General features: G+C 67.8%; 14 protein-coding genes. 6 read left to right on the top strand and 8 right to left on the bottom strand.

What is annotated here, in order from left to right:
- Positions 1–74: 74 nt before the first annotated feature.
- Positions 75–1799, top strand: coding sequence for a nitroreductase family deazaflavin-dependent oxidoreductase (locus ACWEQQ_RS28765; RefSeq protein WP_452350460.1), 1725 nt, complete (start codon positions 75–77; stop codon positions 1797–1799).
- Positions 1800–1944: 145 nt separating this feature from the next.
- A complete protein-coding gene (locus ACWEQQ_RS28760) occupies positions 1945–2817 on the top strand; it encodes a class I SAM-dependent methyltransferase (protein ID WP_452350459.1) in 873 nt (290 codons plus the stop codon).
- Here the strand turns inward: ACWEQQ_RS28760 and ACWEQQ_RS28755 are convergent.
- The 6 genes from ACWEQQ_RS28755 to ACWEQQ_RS28730 all read right to left on the bottom strand — a co-directional run bounded on the left by ACWEQQ_RS28755 (position 2790) and on the right by ACWEQQ_RS28730 (position 8088).
- Positions 2790–3821, bottom strand: coding sequence for a zinc-binding dehydrogenase (locus tag ACWEQQ_RS28755; protein ID WP_452350458.1), 1032 nt, complete (start codon positions 3819–3821; stop codon positions 2790–2792). The two genes, ACWEQQ_RS28760 and ACWEQQ_RS28755, sit on opposite strands and share 28 nt — an antisense overlap.
- Positions 3822–3861: 40 nt before the next feature.
- On the bottom strand, positions 3862–4740 hold the full coding sequence (locus ACWEQQ_RS28750) for a VOC family protein (RefSeq protein WP_452350457.1): 879 nt from the start codon (positions 4738–4740) through the stop codon (positions 3862–3864).
- Between the two features lie 28 nt (positions 4741–4768).
- Positions 4769–5851, bottom strand: coding sequence for a 2Fe-2S iron-sulfur cluster-binding protein (locus ACWEQQ_RS28745; protein WP_452350456.1), 1083 nt, complete (start codon positions 5849–5851; stop codon positions 4769–4771).
- Positions 5852–5983: 132 nt separating this feature from the next.
- Positions 5984–6229, bottom strand: a complete 246-nt coding sequence (locus tag ACWEQQ_RS28740) for a hypothetical protein (protein WP_354834988.1) — start codon at positions 6227–6229, stop codon at positions 5984–5986.
- 11 nt (positions 6230–6240) lie between these two features.
- Positions 6241–7413 carry a Rieske 2Fe-2S domain-containing protein gene (locus tag ACWEQQ_RS28735; protein ID WP_452350455.1) on the bottom strand — a complete coding sequence of 391 codons (1173 nt, stop codon included), beginning with the start codon at positions 7411–7413 and terminating at the stop codon, positions 6241–6243.
- 159 nt (positions 7414–7572) lie between these two features.
- Entirely contained in the window at positions 7573–8088 is a 516-nt protein-coding gene (locus ACWEQQ_RS28730; protein ID WP_452338628.1) for a flavin reductase family protein, read from the bottom strand.
- A 234-nt stretch (positions 8089–8322) separates the two neighbouring features.
- On the opposite strand from ACWEQQ_RS28730, the gene ACWEQQ_RS28725 reads away from it, so the two are divergent.
- The 4 genes from ACWEQQ_RS28725 (at position 8323) to ACWEQQ_RS28710 (ending at position 13166) form a co-directional block, all read left to right on the top strand.
- Positions 8323–9156 carry an IclR family transcriptional regulator gene (locus ACWEQQ_RS28725; RefSeq protein WP_354834982.1) on the top strand — a complete coding sequence of 278 codons (834 nt, stop codon included), beginning with the start codon at positions 8323–8325 and terminating at the stop codon, positions 9154–9156.
- 37 nt (positions 9157–9193) lie between these two features.
- Positions 9194–9832 carry a PadR family transcriptional regulator gene (locus tag ACWEQQ_RS28720; RefSeq protein WP_452338627.1) on the top strand — a complete coding sequence of 213 codons (639 nt, stop codon included), beginning with the start codon at positions 9194–9196 and terminating at the stop codon, positions 9830–9832.
- An 81-nt stretch (positions 9833–9913) separates the two neighbouring features.
- Positions 9914–11722 (top strand): MFS transporter, encoded by a 1809-nt coding sequence (locus tag ACWEQQ_RS28715; protein WP_452338626.1) that lies wholly within the window; start codon positions 9914–9916, stop codon positions 11720–11722.
- Between the two features lie 223 nt (positions 11723–11945).
- Positions 11946–13166 carry a bifunctional 3,4-dihydroxy-2-butanone-4-phosphate synthase/GTP cyclohydrolase II gene (locus ACWEQQ_RS28710; RefSeq protein ID WP_452338625.1) on the top strand — a complete coding sequence of 407 codons (1221 nt, stop codon included), beginning with the start codon at positions 11946–11948 and terminating at the stop codon, positions 13164–13166.
- A gap of 24 nt (positions 13167–13190) precedes the next feature.
- Here the strand turns inward: ACWEQQ_RS28710 and ACWEQQ_RS28705 are convergent, their stop codons facing one another.
- Positions 13191–14237, bottom strand: a complete 1047-nt coding sequence (locus ACWEQQ_RS28705; RefSeq protein WP_452350454.1) for a hypothetical protein — start codon at positions 14235–14237, stop codon at positions 13191–13193.
- A gap of 44 nt (positions 14238–14281) precedes the next feature.
- Positions 14282–15424, bottom strand: a complete 1143-nt coding sequence (locus ACWEQQ_RS28700) for an erythromycin esterase family protein (protein ID WP_452350453.1) — start codon at positions 15422–15424, stop codon at positions 14282–14284.
- Positions 15425–16420: the final 996 nt, after the last annotated feature.

Here is a 16420-nt window from a genome sequence, read left to right as displayed (position 1 = left end):
TTTTCGGATATACCGATTGGTCTACTCAGTGTAGTCCGCCGCTCAACTCTTCGACGAGGAATCGGGGCCACACCATGCCGTCAGCATCCACCGCGCGACAGTCGACACTGCACGATCCCCTGCCGCTGGCCAGCGGTCAGGTGCTACCCAACCGGATCATGAAATCCGCCCTCAGCGAAGGGCTCGCCAACGGCGACAACGCCCCCGACTCGCGACTGGAACGACTGTACGGCCGCTGGAGCCGTGGCGGCTACGGCCTCATCGTCACCGGCAATGTCATGGTCGACCGCCGGCACTGCGGCGAACCCGGCAATGTGGCCATCGAGGACGAGCGGCATCTGGCGGCCCTCACCCGCTGGGCCAAGGTCGCCAAGGACGGCGGCGCCAAGGTCTGGGTGCAGCTGAATCATCCCGGACGGCAGGCCAATCCGATCGTCACCCGCACCCGCACGGTCGCACCCTCGGCCATTGCCATGGGCATCCCCGGCGTGCCCGCCCCGCGCGAGCTGACCGAGGACGAGATCCTCGACATCATCGCCCGCTTCGGCCGCGCCGCCCGGGTCGCCGAGGCCGCCGGATTCGACGGCGTCCAGATCCACGGCGCGCACGGCTATCTGGTCTCGCAGTTCCTGTCCCCGCTGTCGAATCAGCGCACCGACGCCTGGGGCGGCGATGCCGCGCGGCGGCGGCAATTCGTGGTCGAGGTGGCGCGCAGCATCCGCGCGGCGGTGAGCCCGGGCTTCGGGCTGGGCATCAAACTCAATTCGGCCGACTTCCAGCGCGGCGGCTTCACCGAGGACGAGTCGCGCACCGTCATCGAGGAGCTGTCCGGCGAGCAGGTGGACCTGTTCGAAATCAGCGGCGGCAGTTACGAATCCCCCGCCATGATGGGCCGGCCGCGCACGGCCTCGGCCAGCACCCGCGCCCGCGAGGCGTACTTCCTGGACTACGCCGAGACCGCCCGGCAGGCCGCGGGCTCGGTCCCGATCGCGGTGACCGGCGGTTTCCGCTCCCGCGCCGCCATGTCCGACGCACTGGCCGGCGGCACCTGTGACCTGGTCGGCCTGGGCCGCCCCACGGCCGTGATCCCCAGCGCCGCAGCCGATCTGCTCACCGAGCGCACCGACGCCCTACGCCCGCCGCACATCTCGCTGGGCCTGCCCCCGCGTCTGGCCGCCAATGGCGGCCTGAAGTCCTTCGACGGCGCGCTCGACCTGCAGTGGCACACCGATCAGCTGCACCGGCTCGGCGCGGGCAAGGATCCTGATCCGGACCGCTCACCCTGGCTGACGGCGGTGACCATGCTGCGCCGCAACGGCTTCGACGCCTTCCGCAGCAAGCGATCCGCTGCCCCGCGCACCACCGCCGACCGGGCGGCCCGCAAGTTCCGCGCCGAGCGCGCCATGGGCCGCTACGTGATGAACCCGACCATCCGCGCCCTGGACCGGATCGGCATCCGCACCGCCTTTGCCAGCGAGATCGAAACCGTCGGCCGCAAGTCCGGGCAGCCGCATCGCGTGCCGGTGTCGCTGCTGTTCGACGACGAGGGCGCGTGGGCCATCTGCCAGCACGGCCTGCGGTCGGGCTGGGGCCTGAACCTCACGGCCAACCCGAATGTCCGTGTCCGCCAGGGTGATAGCTGGCGCACCGGCACCGCCGTGCTGCTCCCCGACGACGATGTGGTGGCCCGCGCCCGCACCTTCGCCCCACATCCGGCACTGGCCCCGTTCACCCGCGGCTTCTTCGCGGCGCTGGAGAGCGATCCGGTGACGGTCCGGATCACCTTCACCGATCGATAGTCCGGCGGCATTTCACCGTAATCGGGAATTTATTTCCGTGTGATATGGTGAAAGCGAAATCGAATTCTCCTGTCTACCATCGGGTCTCGCGGTTGCGATTACCGATATTGGGCTGCCGCGCATCCTTACGTGGAGGGAGAATTCCATGGACAACGGCTCGACGGACAACAGGGGCCCGAGCCGGACCGCGATGATAGCGGCGGCCGGGCGCGCGGCGCATCTGATCGTGGATCGCCCACCGCATCTGTTCCAGGACACCGTGGCCGAGACGCTGCTGGGCGAGCGGGCCGCCGAACTCGTCTCCTATCACCGGGAGTTCGGCGATCACCCGGTACTCAGCGGCACCAGATCCCAGGTCAGCGCCCGCAGTCACTACACCGAGGCCCGGCTGGCGGCCGGCGAGTTCGAGCAGTACGTGATCCTCGGCGCGGGCCTGGACACCTTCGCCTACCGCTCGCCCCTGGCGGGGCGGGTCGCGGTCTACGAGGTGGACCATCCCGCCACCCAGGCGTGGAAGCGAGAATTGCTCGCCGCCGCCGGAATCGGCGTCGCCACGGCCGAATTCGTCGGCGTCGATTTCGAACGCGACGACCTGGCGGCGGAATTGACCGCCCACGGCTTCGACCCGAATCGGCCCGCCCTGGTGAGCTGGCTGGGCGTCACCATGTATCTGACCGAATCGGCGATCGGCGCCACCCTGGGCACGCTGTCGGGCTGGGCGCCCGGTACCGAATTGGTGATGGAGTACGCGCTGTTACCGGAGCTGCGCGACGAATCCGGCCGTGTCTTCGCCGAATTCGCGCTCGCCGCCACCGCCGAACAGGGTGAGCCGCTGCTCAGCTTCTTCTCACCCGAGTCCGTGACAGCGCTGCTCGATCGGCACGGATTCACTGTGGCCGAACACATTTCGCAGCGCGCCGCCGTCGACGCCGCCCTGTGGCAGCGCGCGGACGGCCTGCACCCGGTCGACTTCTGCCGGCTGGTGCGCGCTCACATTCCGGGACGGACCAGGATCTGAATGTGATCGTCGGGATTGCGCAGTGACTCGATGGCGCCCGCGACCCCGTCCAGCCCCACCTGATCGGTGATGAGCGAGGCGGCGTCCACGGTGCCATCGGCGATGCGGCGCAGGGTCTTCGCGTACTCCTCGTGCGGGTACACCATGCACATCTGGAGCGAGATGTCCTTGTAGATGCCGACGATGGGCCGGATGACGTCGTCGGTCATGACCGCGCCGATCTGCAGGATGGCCGTCTCGCGCGGGACCTTGTACATGAGGTCGTTGAGCAGTCCCGGCACCGAGGCGCACACCCACACGTGCAGCTGCTGCCCCGGCGCGGACAGCTCCTGCCACACCTCGACCGGATCCTCGACGGCCGGATCCACCACCCGGTGCGCGCCCAGCCGCTGCGCGGCCTCCCGGCGCAGCTTCGACGGATCCGAGGCCACGATGGGTGCGACGCCGCGCTCGGCCAGCGCGGCCACCGCACCCAGACCGACCGGCCCGCAACCGATCACGATCCCGGTCCCGTCCGGCCCGATGCCGGTGCGCGCCACATTGCCGAACCCGACCGCCAGCGGCTCGGTCAGGGCGGCGACATGCGGCGGCACATGCTCGGGAATGGGCTCGAGCGCCATGGCCTGCAACACCATGCGCTCGCCGAAGCCGCCCGGGAACTCGTTGGAGTATCCGATGCCGTGGATCCCGCCCGCGGCGTCCAGCGCCCAGGGCAGCGCGACCACGTGCTGCCCCGCCACGAACGGCGTGTCCGGTCCGGCGCCGATGACCCGGGCGGCCAGCTCGTGGCCCAGCACCAGGTCCCGGTGCGGATCGAACAGGAAGGTCGGCACGCCGCTGTCGCGCGAAGCCTGCAGGAACTCGTCGGTGTGGTCGAGCGCCTGCTTGTCGGATCCGCAGATCCCGCAGGCAATGGTCTCGACCAGCACCTGCCCGGGTCCGGGGACCGGTTCGGGCACCTCGTCGACCACGAGTTTCCGATTCCGCATGACGACCGCACGCATGTCACTGTCCTTCCGTGCCGGGAGCGCGGGTGCGGGTGGGTCAGCCCCTAGCCCACTCGTGACCCCAGTAGCTGTCGGCGGTCATCTCCTCGGCGACGTAGTCGTCGTCGACGAGCATGCCCTCGCAACCGAATTCGAGATCCCAGCCGCCCGGCGTCCGGACGTAGAAGGAGATCATCTTGTCGTTGGTGTGGCGGCCCAGCGTGGAGGACAGGTGGTAGCCCGCCTTGTTCACGCGGTCCAGGGCGCGGCCCACATCGTCGAGCGAGTCCACCTCGACCATGACGTGCACGATGCCCGGGCCGTCCGGCCGCGAGCCCGGGATGAGCGCCAGGCTGTGATGGCGGGCATTGACGCCCATGAAGCGGATCCAGATCGGATGCTCGGGCGGGCCCACCCGGAACGAGCCGCGGGAGGCGAAGCCCAGCACCTCGGTGTAGAACTTGCGCGCCTCCTCGATATCGCGCACCGGCAGCACCACGTGGCCCAGACCCAGGTCCCCGGTGACGAACCGGTTGCCGAACTTGCCGACCACCGGGCTGTGGTCCAGCAGCGGGCCGTGGAAGACCTCGATGGTGAATCCGGACGGATCGACGAAGGCGATGGCCTCCTCGACGTGCCGGTTGGCGGCCTCGGCGAGCGTCAGCGTGGTGACCGCGACGCCGGCCTTCTCCAGGATCTCGCGCACCAGCTCCAGCGAGCGCCGGTCGGCGACCTGCCAGCCGACGGCGATGACCGCGTCGCGGTCGCCGGGCACCAGCTCGAGCCGGTAGGTGTGCTCGTCGACGCGCAGATACACCGAATCGGCGTTCGGGCCGGAGCCCTCGGCGAAACCGATGGTGTCGAAGGCGAATGCGCGCCAGGCGTCCACATCGGCGATCTGGGCACGCACGTAGCCGAGCGAGGCGAAGGCAGCCATGGTGATACTCCTCGGGAGATTCGGGATATCAGGAATAGGTGACGGTGACGTCGTCGGTGACCGGAACGGCCTGGCAGGCGAGCACATAGCCGTCGGCGATGTCCTCCTCCTCCAGGATTTCATTGCGGCGCATGCTCACCTCGCCGGAGACCACCCGGCACACGCAGGCGCTGCACGCGCCCTCCTTGCACGAGTACGGGGCGTCCAGGCCCTTGGCGAGCATGGTGTCGAGCAGGGTCTGCTGCCGCGGCCAGGTCAGCTCGTGGTTCTCGCCGTCGAGCTCGACCCGCGCGAGGGCGGCGTCACCGTCGTCGGCCACCACCTCGGTTGCGGCCGTGTCGATCTCGAACGGGTTGCCCGACAGCGAGACGAACTTCTCCGAGTGGACGCGCTTGCGGTCCGCGCCGAGCTCGGCCATCGCCGCCGCGACCGCGTCCATGAACGGACCGGGACCGCAGACGAAAACCTCCCGGCCCGCCCATGGACGCGCCATCGCGGCCAGACCGGCCACGCTCGGCAAGCCCTGCACCGACTGCAGCCAGTGCAGCACCAGGAGTCGATCCGGGTGCGCGGCAGCCAGTTCCGCGAGCTCCTCGGCGAAGATAACCGAATTCTCGTGCTGGTTGGCGTAAATCAGCGTGCAGTGGCCGGAGCCCTGTGCCAGCACGGATTTCAGGATGGACAGCACCGGCGTGACGCCGCTGCCGCCGGCGAACAACAGCAGGTCGGTGTCCAGCGAGTCCGGGGTGAAGATGCCGGCGGGCGGCAGCACGTCCAGGGTCAGGCCCTCGGTGGCGTTGTCGCACAGCCAGTTCGAGCCGTAGCCGTCGACGGTCCGCTTCACGGTGACCTTCAGCGGACCGCCCTCGTGCGGCGCGCTCGACAGCGAGTAGCAGCGGCTCACCGACCCGGTGAGATCGCTGGGGATGCGCAGGGTCAGGAACTGTCCCGGACGATACGAGAACCGATCGGCGTGCGCGGCGTCCGGCGCCAGCTCGAGCGACACCGCGTCGGCCGTCTCGCGCACCACGCGCACGATCCGCACCGATGTGATCCCGCTCACCTGCGCGGCTTCCACAGCCGAGTCCACCTCGAAGTCCGTGACCGTCATCCGTTCCACCAGTTCCATTCCTGTGCTGTCAGTTTCGACCCCGTCCCGGAGGGGTACCCGCTACTCGGGGCCGACCGCCGACGATGTCGGGAGGCCCACCCGGAGGCCGCCGACCGCAGCCGGCGACTCCACTCAGGCCAGAGTTCGCCCGCGAGTGCGCACGTCCACGTCACGCGTGCTGACGGTCAACGCACCCGAGGCGACGGCCTCGTCGATGCTGGCCCGCAGCGCCGGGCACGTGTGAGCTCGCAGTCCGGTGTCCGCGAGTTCCGTGCAGGCGGCCTGCGCGTCCCTGTTCCACTGCACGCTGGTGTGCTGGTCGCTGTACTTCTCCACCAGCACGCAGGTCCCGCAGGACCGGCACGAAACCTTGTCCATGGCAGCGTCTCTCAGCCCTGCGCCACGGCGTCCGAGACGTTGCTCGCAACGGCGGCTTCGCGCTTGGCGATATTGTCGGCGACCTCGGCCTCCCACGCGGTGACCGCGCGGGTGGTGTCCACCTCGTACTCGAAGCGGTCGGTCATCTCGTCCTTGACCTCGGCCGTGTCCACGTAGAACTGCTCGTACCAGCGACGCAGCTGGTAGACCGGCCCGTCCTCCTCGCACAGCAGCGGATTGTTGATGCGCGACTTGCGCTTCCAGATGGCCGCGTCCTGCTCGAAGCCCTTGCCCAGGCCGCCCACGAACTTCTCGGCGATCTCCTGCGCCTGCGCGGCGGGCACGCCCGCCGGCTTCTTGGCGATCGCGCCGTACATGAGCACGAACTGGTTCTCGTTGATCGGGTAGTGGCAGTTGATCAGATAACCCTCGACGACCAGCCCGTTCGGGCTCTCGCTCTTCAGGTAGTCGATCATGTAGGAAGGCCCGTAGTAGGAGGCCTCCGACTGCAGGACGTTCTTGCCACCCAGCGCCTTGGCGGTCTCGCCCATCATGTCCTCACGCGACACGGAGGTCATGTACTGGCTGGCGGTGTGGCCCTCGAAGACGTTCTTGAAGAAGGTCGGGAAGCCGTAGTGCACGTAGAAGAAGTGCGCCATGTCCACGACATTGTCGACGACCTCGCGGCAGTTGGCGTCGACGATCATCGAGTTCCAGGTCCAGTCGGTCCACTCGTCGTCGAAGGCGGCGTCGATGCGCGGGATCGCCAGCTCGGCCGGCGGCTGCTTGCCCTCCGGGTCGTTCCAGACGAACAGCATCTTGTTCTCGACCATGGTCGGCCACGCCTTGGTGCGGGCCAGCGGGGGCACGCGGCGCGCGTACGGGATGCCGGTGCACTTGCCCTTGCCGTTCCAGCGCCAGTCGTGGAACGGGCAGGCGATGGAGTCGCCCTTGACGGTGCCGTCGGCCAGGTTGCCGCCCATGTGGGGGCAGTACGCGTTGAGCACGTTGAGGGTGCCGTCCTCGGCCGCGAACACCACGATCTCGGTGCCGAAAGCCTTGACGGTGTGCGGCTTTCCATCGCGGAAGGAGTCGGCCAGGCCCAGGCAGTGCCAGCCGCGCGCGAATCGCGCCGGGGGCTTGCCCGCGTCGATGACCCGCACCTCACCGTCCATGGTGGTCATGTGAATTCCTCTCCCTTGCCTTGCTTCGATGGTTGCGGCCGATGTGACGGCGACGACAGCGCAGTCTCACTGGCCGGGCTGTGACTACTGATGGACGAGACGACCGCGCCGGCCGATGGCCGGGACGACTACGCCCACTGGTGCTCGGGACGACCGTGCCTACTGCGTGTCGAGACGACCGAACGCCGCCCGGTAGAACAGCAGCGGCTTCGCCTCGGAATGCTCATTCAAGCAGGTCACGCGGCCGATGACGATGGTGTGGTCGCCGCCGTCGGCTTCGTCGTACAGTTCGCAGTCGATGGAGGCCATGGCCCCGGCGAGCAAGGGCGAGCCGTTCTCCGAGGCGGTCCACTCCACGCCCGCGAACTTGTCGGCGCCCGGACGCCCGAGCTGACGGCAGATCTCGGCCTGATCGTCGGCCAGGATGTTCACGCAGAACCGGCCCACCTCACGGATCCTCGGCCAGGTGCTCGAGGTCCGCGCCGGGAAGAAGCTCACCAGAGGCGGGTCGATGGACAGCGATGCGAACGACTGGCACGCGAAGCCGAGGGGTTCGTCCTCGGCAAGGGCGGTGATCACGGTGACTCCCGAGCAGAACCTGCCGAGAACGGTCTTGAATGCCGTCGCGTCGATGGCCGGTGTCCGGCCGCCGGGCACATTGACACCAGTAAGCACCGGCGCCTCCTTATTTCGATCCGAAATATAGCTAGCAGTCATGACAGCAGGTCGCGCGCAGGAGGCGTCAACTCCGTGGTTCGGTGATCGGGACATGGATGCGTAGGTTTTACGTAGTTCTCCCGATTCCGCAGGTTGTGGCACGAGGCACTGTGATGGGTAGCACAAGCTCCGAACTAGGTACATGCCTAATCGGAATAGTCCTAGACTGGATATGAACCAACGGAGGTACATATGTCCGTCACCATGCTGCCCCCGGCGGAGACTCGACACCCACACAACCCCATGCGCGCCAAGGAATCTCGCGCCAGCGCTGAAGTTCCCGTCTCGATGATCGAGCGGATGACCTTGATCCTGGACGCATTCGACGCATCCACCCCCACCCTCACGCTGCTCGGCCTGGTCGAGCGCACCGGGCTGCCGCGGTCCACCGTGCACCGGATCCTCGACCAGATGATCAAGCTGCGCTGGCTGGCCCACACCTCGGGCGGCTACCGGCTGGGCATGCGCGCACTCGAGCTCGGCGGACTCACCGCCGACCACAACGAGATTCGTGATGCCGTGTCCCCGCTGCTGCACGAGCTGAGCCAGCGCACCGGCATGGTCGGACACCTGGCCGTCCTCGACGGCCGCGACGTGGTCTACCTGGACAAGGCCGGCGGCCGCTTCGCCGCCAGCCTGCCCACCCGACTGGGTGGCCGGATGCCCGCGCACGCCACCGCGCTCGGCAAGGCGATGCTCGCCTGCCTGGAGCCGAACATCGCCGAGGCCGCACTGCGTACCCGGCTGCCACGCCTGACCCCGCGCACCATCTGTGAGCCCGAGGCGCTCTCGCGCGAGCTGCAGCAGATCCGCATGCGGCAGGGCGTGGCCATCGACCGCGAGGAGGCCGTCGCCGGAATCGCCTGTGTCGCAGCGCCGCTGCGGGGCCGCGGCACCGCGCCCGCCGCGCTGTCGCTGTCCGGGCGCGCCGACGGCATGAGCTACGACCGGCTGGCCCGCGTCGTGCTCGAGGTCGCGCACGAGGCCGGCCGCACCCTGTTCCCGCGTCGCGCCCACTGGCGTTGAGCGGAGCCAGGGCATGCGGGGGCGATACAGTTCGATCATGACCGATGGCGTGCCTGCCGAAGAGGCGCAGGCGATTCCGGAACTTCCCACAACGGCGTGGGCGGTTCTCGGAATGCTCTCGCACGCCGAAGAACTGTCCGGATATGACCTGAAGAAATGGGCCGACTGGAGTCTGCAGTTCTTCTATTGGAGTCCGTCGTTCAGCCAGATCTACGCCGAGCTCAAGCGTTTGGAAAAGCACGGTTACGCGACCTCCCGGACCGTGGTGTCCGAGGACGGCATGCGTGGCAAACGCATGTACGCCATTACCGAGAGCGGGCGTGAGGCGGCGTCGAACTGGGTCAACCACTCCCCTGTCGAGGCCCCCGTTCTCAAGCACAGCGTGATGCTGCGGGCCTGGCTGGGGCACCTGGCCGAGCCCGAGCGCATGCGCGAGATCCTCACCCAGCACATCGAATACACCGAGACCATGCGGCGGCGCGCACAGGCCGACGCCGAGGGCGCGGATGTGAATCCGGACTGGGCATATCCCAGCGCGGTATTGCGCTGGTGCGTCAAGCATTACGAGGCCGAAAAGGAATTCGCCGAGGACCTGCTGGCGGATTTGGACAAATTGGCGAGACAGCGTAGCCGCCGGAAGCCTGCGAAGAAGCAGAATTCCAGCGATTCCCACTGAACGGACTTGGTGATAGTCGGCGCCCAGCGGCCGTGACACGGTTCACACGATCGTGTTACTACCCACCCTGGAGGACGCCACATGTCCACCTCCGTCGACACCGCGGTGCCACCGAGTCCCGCGCCTGACGAATCCGGGCGCCTCGACGGCGCCTCCAATCTGAGGATCTGGTCGGTCCTCGCGGTCATCGTGCTGTTCACCGAGGTCTCCCCGATGCAGTACGTCATGGTCGCGTCGGCACTGCGACAGATCGCGCCCACCTTCCCCGACCAGGGCGCGAACATCAACTGGGCCATCATCGTCTTCGGCATCTTCGGCGCCGCCGTGTCCCCGCTGATCGGAAAGCTCAGCGACATCTGGGGCAAGAAGAAGATGTTCCTGGTCTGCGGTGTGCTGTTCCTCATCGGCACGGCCCTGTGCGCCGTCACCAGCAACTGGGCGGTGTTCCTCGTGGGCCGCGCGCTGGAGGCCACGGCCATCGCGACGACCGTGGTGTCCTACGGACTGATCCGGGACCTGATGCCGCGCAGGCTGGTTCCCGTCGGCCTCGGCATCGCCTCCACGGGTCTGGGCGTGTCCGCCCTCGCCGGTCCGCTGATCGGCGGCTACATCACCGATCACTACAGCTGGCGCGGACTGTTCTGGTTCCTGTTCGTCTTCACCGTGATCATGATTCCGCTGCTGATCATCGTGGTGCCGGAGTCGAAGCTGCGCACCCCGCAGCGCCTGGACATCATCGGCGCGGTGCTGCTCGGCGCGGGCGCCACTCTCACCCTGCTGTACCTGGACAAGGGCCAGGACTGGGGCTGGACCAAGCCCTCCACACTGGCGTGGCTGATCGGCGGCCTGGTGCTGCTCGCCCTGTTCCCGATCGTGGAAATGCGTGCCAAGCAACCGATCATGGACATGAAGCTGCTGTTCAACCCGCGCGTCAGCGTGGTGCTGTTCATCGGTCTGCTGGCCTCGTTCATGATCGGCTACCAGTCCTACGCGACCGGCTACATGACCCAGTCGCCGCCGTCCGATCAGGTTGTGGCGCAGGTCAAGGACGCCACCTGGGATCAGGTGAAGGCCGGTGCCCTGGCCCAGGCACAGGCACAGGCTCTCACTCAGGCGCGAGCACAGGGTCTCGCCGCGGCCGAGGCACAGGCCAAGGCTGCGCTGCCGCCCGGCATGGACCTGCCGCCGGATGTGGTCAAGAAGCTGACGGACACGGTGAATGCGCAGGTGACACCCGAGGTCGTGAACGCGCAGGTGCCGCCGGAGATGGTGTACCAGCACTTGCCGCCGGACATGGTCAAGGTGGATCTGCAGCCGGGCTACAGCTACGGCGACAACTTCTCGCTGCTGAAGTACGCCACCCACGTGACCCTCGCACAATCGTTGATCGCCATGATCTTCGGCTTCCTGGGCGGCCTGTGGATCCGGCGCTCGGGCGCCCGCTGGCCACTGGTGACGGCACTGGTCATCTTCGTCGGCAGCGGCCTGGCCTATGCGGGGCTCTCGCACGGCTGGCAGACGCAGGCGCTGATCAGCGCGGTGTACGGCATCGCCTTCGCGCTGTACTACGCATCCACGCCGAACCTGATCGTGGAAGGCGTGCCGGCGAAACAGCAGGGCATCAGTGCGGGCATGCTGGGCGTCATGCAGGCCATGGGCGCCGGTATCGGCCTCGCGGTGGCCACCGCATTCCTGACCGCGAATCCGGTCAAGGCCGTGGTGTCGGTGGCGGGCCAGGCGCCGGTCACCAAGGACATCCCGCTGCTCTACGCCGACAAGGGCTACGAGATCAGCTTCTACTTCGTGGCCATCTCGGCCGCGGTGGCACTGATCGGAACGCTCATCATGAAGCACGGCCGGACTCCGGCCACCGGTGGTGCCGCGCACTGACACTCGTGTGAGGCACTGACAACCGAATGAACAACGGCCCGGAGGCGATTCGCCTCCGGGCCGTTGTGGCGTACTGGAAAACTCCGTCACCACTATGGCCCGAGGCGTGCACTGACCGCACTTTCCTGACCGCTGAGCGGGACCTCACCTCGTTGTTCCGCACTCGTCATATTTCGATTGGAAATAGGTCGCCAGCCCGTGCGGCCGGAGGAGGTGGTCGACGATGACCGGTGAACTCGACTCGATCGCAGCCGCGGTGGCGGCGGTGGCCCGCGGTGGCATGGTGCTGGTCGTGGACGACGAGAACCGCGAGAACGAAGGCGATCTGATCCTTGCCGCCGAGCACGCGACCGCGGAGAACATCGCGTTCCTGGTGCGGCACACCAGCGGGGTGCTCTGCGTGCCGATGGCCGGCGAGGACTGCGACCGTCTCCAACTGCCGCCGATGACCTCGATCAACGAGGATCCCAAGGGCACCGCCTACACCGTCTCGGTGGACGCCGTCTCCGGTGTCAGCACCGGCATTTCGGCCGCCGACCGCGCCTGCACCATGCGCCTGCTGGCCGACCCGCGCACCACCGCGGCCCAGCTCTCCCGGCCCGGGCACGTGTTCCCGCTGCGCGCGAATCCCCGTGGCGTGCTGGGCCGTCCGGGCCACACCGAGGCCGCCGTCGATCTGATGCGGCTGGCCGGGCTGCGTCCGGCCGGTGTCATCGCCGAGGTCGTCGATGATGACGGCAGCATGGCGCGGCTGCCCGAGCTGCTGGTCATGGCGCGCGAATGGGGTATCCCGCTCGTCTCCATCGCCGACCTGATCGCACATCGGAAACAGCTGGAGCACGGCATCATCCGCGAGGTCGAGACGCGGCTGCCCACCCGCTTCGGCGACTTCCGCGTCTACGGCTACTCCGACGCCCACACCGGCGCCGAACACCTCGCCCTCGTCCACGGCGACCCGTCGGGCGAGAACACGCTCGCCCGAGTGCATTCCGAATGCCTCACCGGCGACGCCTTCGGCTCGCTGCGCTGCGACTGCGGCGAGCAACTCGACGCCGCTCTGGAGGCCGTCGCCGAGGCCGGGCGCGGCGTCATCGTCTACCTGCGCGGCCAGGAGGGCCGGGGCATCGGCCTGCTCAACAAGCTCCGCGCCTACGAACTCCAGGACGCGGGCGCGGACACCGTGGATGCGAACGTCCGCCTGGGCCTGCCCATCGACGCCCGCGACTACGGTGCCGCCGCCCGCATCCTCGCCGATCTGGGGGTACGGTCCGTGCGCCTGCTCAGCAACAACCCGGCGAAGCAGTCGGGCTTGCAGGCCAATGGCATCGCGGTGCACGCGCGGATCCCCCTGCAGACCCAGCCGACCGAGCACAATGTGCACTACCTCGCGACCAAGCGCGATCGGATGAGCCATCAGCTCCCCCATATCCCCGCGGTCGGGTAGCCGTATCCCGGGGTAGCGCGGGCGTCAGGTGTCCTCCGGTTCCCGCTCGTCCCACTGCAATCCGAGCCGGAAGGCCTCCAACCCCGGCTTCGAGGGCGACAGCCACGCCTGAAACCGCAAGTCCGACGGATATTTCGCGCCCGACCGGCGGATCGCCGCCTTCGTCTCCGCCGCGATCTGCCGGGCCGAGGCGACACCGTGGTTGAACATCTGGCCGCGCACCCCGCCGTCTTCGCGCACCTCCAGGCGGGACTGGGCGTTGGAGGCGAAGAAGCCCTGCGCCACCCACTCCGGCTCGTCGGCCAGGGTGAGAACCCAGATCGCGTGCGGCACCAGGGGATGCAGGACCGGGAGATCCACCGCCAGGGAGAGGAACAACCGGTCGATGTGGTCGTCGAGTTCGTCGAGGGTCAGTGCGTCGGGCTCCTTGTAGCCGAGGGCGCCGACCTCGGTGCGGCGCGCCTCGTCCGGCCACGCCAGCCAGCACTCGGTGGACTGGTGGTCTTCGTCGTATTCCCAGTCGAATTCGCGCTCGACCGTACGCGGCCCGCGCGGCTCGATTCGCAGGCTCACCTCGATCGGGCGGATCGATCGGCCCAGCGTCACGATGTCGTCGGGACGCAGCCAGATCGCCAGAGCGCCCGGGCCGCCCACCAGATCCGGTTCGCCGAGGACGCCGATGCACTCGGCCAGCGCGGTCGTGAACACGTGATCGACGAGCGCGGGCGGACAGGGGTACGACAGCAGAAGCTGTTTGATCTCCCCGTATCCGAAGCCCGGCGCCGTGATCGAGCGCGGGGTCTCGACCGCGACGAGCGCCGCGCCTTCCGCAGTCAGCGCAGCTGCGTCGCCGGTCGATTCCCACCCCAATTTCGCGTAGACGCCGTCGATCTCGGTCCGGGACCACGTATCGAGTTCGGCGGCCAGCAATACCGACATGGCCTGACCGAAGCTACCGAGTTCCACGCGGCGTCCGTAGTTCCGCGCCCACCACTGGTTGGCCTCCGCATTGCGTTGCCGCCGTTGCTCTTCCGTCGGGCGCCGGACGTCTGCACTCAGGTCATCGCTCACCGCGGCAGCGTATGTGACGGGGACGCATCGGATGGCCGTGGGATTCACGGCAGCCAGTGGACCGGGGTCACCTCCCGGATGTGGACGAGAATGTCGAAGGCCTTCGACAGGTCGCGAATCGCCAAGTGCTCGTCCGCATCCCGGACCGGGTCGTAGACGCCGCTGATCACGCGCATCTTGGCGGGAGCCGCGATCGGGCCAGTGCGCATGTCGAGCCAGAGTTGCGGAAGGCCCATCTCACCCAGCGCCGCGTCCAGGAAATCCGGTGCGGGGGCGGGGATCTCGGCCACACCGACATTGCCGTGGTGGAAGCCGATGGCCACCGGGGCATAGTCGCGGCCGAAATGCTGACGCAGAACGCTGCCGACACTGGATTTGGCGACCTGGTCCCCGGCCAGACCCAGGGCCGCATCATCGGCGGAGACGTGCGATATGCCGTCCCAGTACACGGTCCGCAGTCCGGTGCGCTGGTAGTGGCCGATGATCGAGGAGGCCCACAGTTCGGCTTCACCCGCGTAGCTGCCGCGGCCCGCGACGCTGTGGCGGTGGAAGTCCTCGATCAGAGCCATTCGGGCCCGGACGGTTTCACTGATGTCCGGGATCGAGGCGAGGAGCGTCGAGGCGTCGCGGGCGTGGTCGAGGAACGGGCGGCCGGGGTGGACGCCTCGGGCACGTTGGACGTGCTCGTCCAGCGTGTGGGCGGTGCGGATGGGCTCCAGGTGAGCAGCGAGGTCGGCCACACGATCCGGAGCCTGGATTCGGACCGCATCGAGCACGGCGTCGTAATCCTCCGGCTTGGCCTGAGCCGGCTTGACGCCGATGACGCGCACTTCATCCCCGGGATGGGCCTCGTTGAACTCACGAATCCAGCTCAGTGCCGCAGCCATCTCCGCGGTACGCCAGGGACGCCAGGCCAGTTCGAGAGCCGACACCGCCGTCCCCCTGCCCTCCCGCACGTAGGCATCCAGGGTCTCGCCGACATCGGCACTGTCCTGGACAGCGAGCGTACGGAATCCGTGGTGCACAACCAGATTCCGGAACAACTCGTCGCGAAGCGCGAACGTCTCCTGAGCGAACCGCGTGGACTCCCCGATCCCGACCACGGTCGCGGCTGACAGTGAGTGCGCGAGCGTGTCGATCGTAGTGGCATCGAAAGGGGCTGCACTGAATGTGGTTTCGGTCGGCATGACCCTACTCTCCAACCTCGACCAAGGTTCAGGTCAAGCCCGAAGGGACAAAACCCAAAAACCAAAGACAAAGGACCAAAAGATCAAAGACGCCCGGAGAAGGGAGGGGCCGGGGTCACGGGCGCACCTACACCTACCAGCGCCCTCACCTTTGAAGCCGCATGTGGGGTTACTGCAGGAGGTATTCCCTCAGATCACGGGGTTGGGGTCGCCACATGATGTTTGTCGGCATCATGGTGGCGACGGCAGTGGCGGTTGAGATCGGAGAAACCGTGGCAGGAATGTCAGTGCGGGCGTATGTCGCTCGACCAGAGCCGGTGAGCCGGCGGGCCGGGCTCGTCGTCAGCGGTCAGGTTGCGGACGCGGTGGTGATCGCGGCCGGAATCGGGGTCGCCACATGTTGGATGTCGGGTTCGTGGTGGTGGTGGCAGTGGGGTTGGGATCGGAGAAGCAGTGGCAGGAATGTCGGTGCGGGCGTTCAGCGTTGGGCGAGAACCGGTGAGCCAGAGGGGGCGGGGGTCAGTGGCGGTCATGGTCGCGGCAATGATGGCGGTCGGAGTCGCGGTCGCGGGATTCGACCGCAGTGGCGATGGCCGTGCCGAGCCTGGCGGGGGGTATATCGCTGTGGGCGTTGGCAGTTCGGTGATCAGCGGTGAAGTAGCGGTGAGTGTGTCTGAAGAAGTGATGCGTGCGGTTCGTGGGCCGGGATCGGCGGGAGAGCTCCCAACCTGGCGTCAGCTCGAGTCCGGTAGGGCAGGCGAGGTGACCACACTTCCTCGTCCCTGCGCACGCCGGCAGGACACGAGCAGCCGGGAATCATGCCGCCCGTGAACCCCACCTCCGGCAACTGGAATCGATCACATCGGCGACCCACTCACCGACGTGATGTCTGTCGTTCACCCGAGGAATGCCAGTCGGGTCAAGACGTTTCGGGGCAATCCACCCGGTGCGACCCCGATACGGGGAATCCTTGCCCATGACAACGGTTTTCCAACC

Source organism: Nocardia sp. NPDC004123, from assembly GCF_053603795.1.
This window is presented reverse-complemented; position numbering and strand designations above follow the sequence as displayed.

Coding starts and splice junctions, on each gene's coding strand:
- ACWEQQ_RS28715 (WP_452338626.1), top strand. CDS start 9,914: ATGTCCACCTCCGTCGACACCGCGGTGCCACCGAGTCCCGCGCCTGAC.
- ACWEQQ_RS28750 (WP_452350457.1), bottom strand. CDS start 4,740: ATGGCTGCCTTCGCCTCGCTCGGCTACGTGCGTGCCCAGATCGCCGAT.
- ACWEQQ_RS28765 (WP_452350460.1), top strand. CDS start 75: ATGCCGTCAGCATCCACCGCGCGACAGTCGACACTGCACGATCCCCTG.
- ACWEQQ_RS28725 (WP_354834982.1), top strand. CDS start 8,323: ATGTCCGTCACCATGCTGCCCCCGGCGGAGACTCGACACCCACACAAC.
- ACWEQQ_RS28735 (WP_452350455.1), bottom strand. CDS start 7,413: ATGACCACCATGGACGGTGAGGTGCGGGTCATCGACGCGGGCAAGCCC.
- ACWEQQ_RS28710 (WP_452338625.1), top strand. CDS start 11,946: ATGACCGGTGAACTCGACTCGATCGCAGCCGCGGTGGCGGCGGTGGCC.
- ACWEQQ_RS28740 (WP_354834988.1), bottom strand. CDS start 6,229: ATGGACAAGGTTTCGTGCCGGTCCTGCGGGACCTGCGTGCTGGTGGAG.
- ACWEQQ_RS28755 (WP_452350458.1), bottom strand. CDS start 3,821: ATGCGTGCGGTCGTCATGCGGAATCGGAAACTCGTGGTCGACGAGGTG.
- ACWEQQ_RS28745 (WP_452350456.1), bottom strand. CDS start 5,851: ATGACGGTCACGGACTTCGAGGTGGACTCGGCTGTGGAAGCCGCGCAG.
- ACWEQQ_RS28720 (WP_452338627.1), top strand. CDS start 9,194: ATGACCGATGGCGTGCCTGCCGAAGAGGCGCAGGCGATTCCGGAACTT.
- ACWEQQ_RS28760 (WP_452350459.1), top strand. CDS start 1,945: ATGGACAACGGCTCGACGGACAACAGGGGCCCGAGCCGGACCGCGATG.
- ACWEQQ_RS28700 (WP_452350453.1), bottom strand. CDS start 15,424: ATGCCGACCGAAACCACATTCAGTGCAGCCCCTTTCGATGCCACTACG.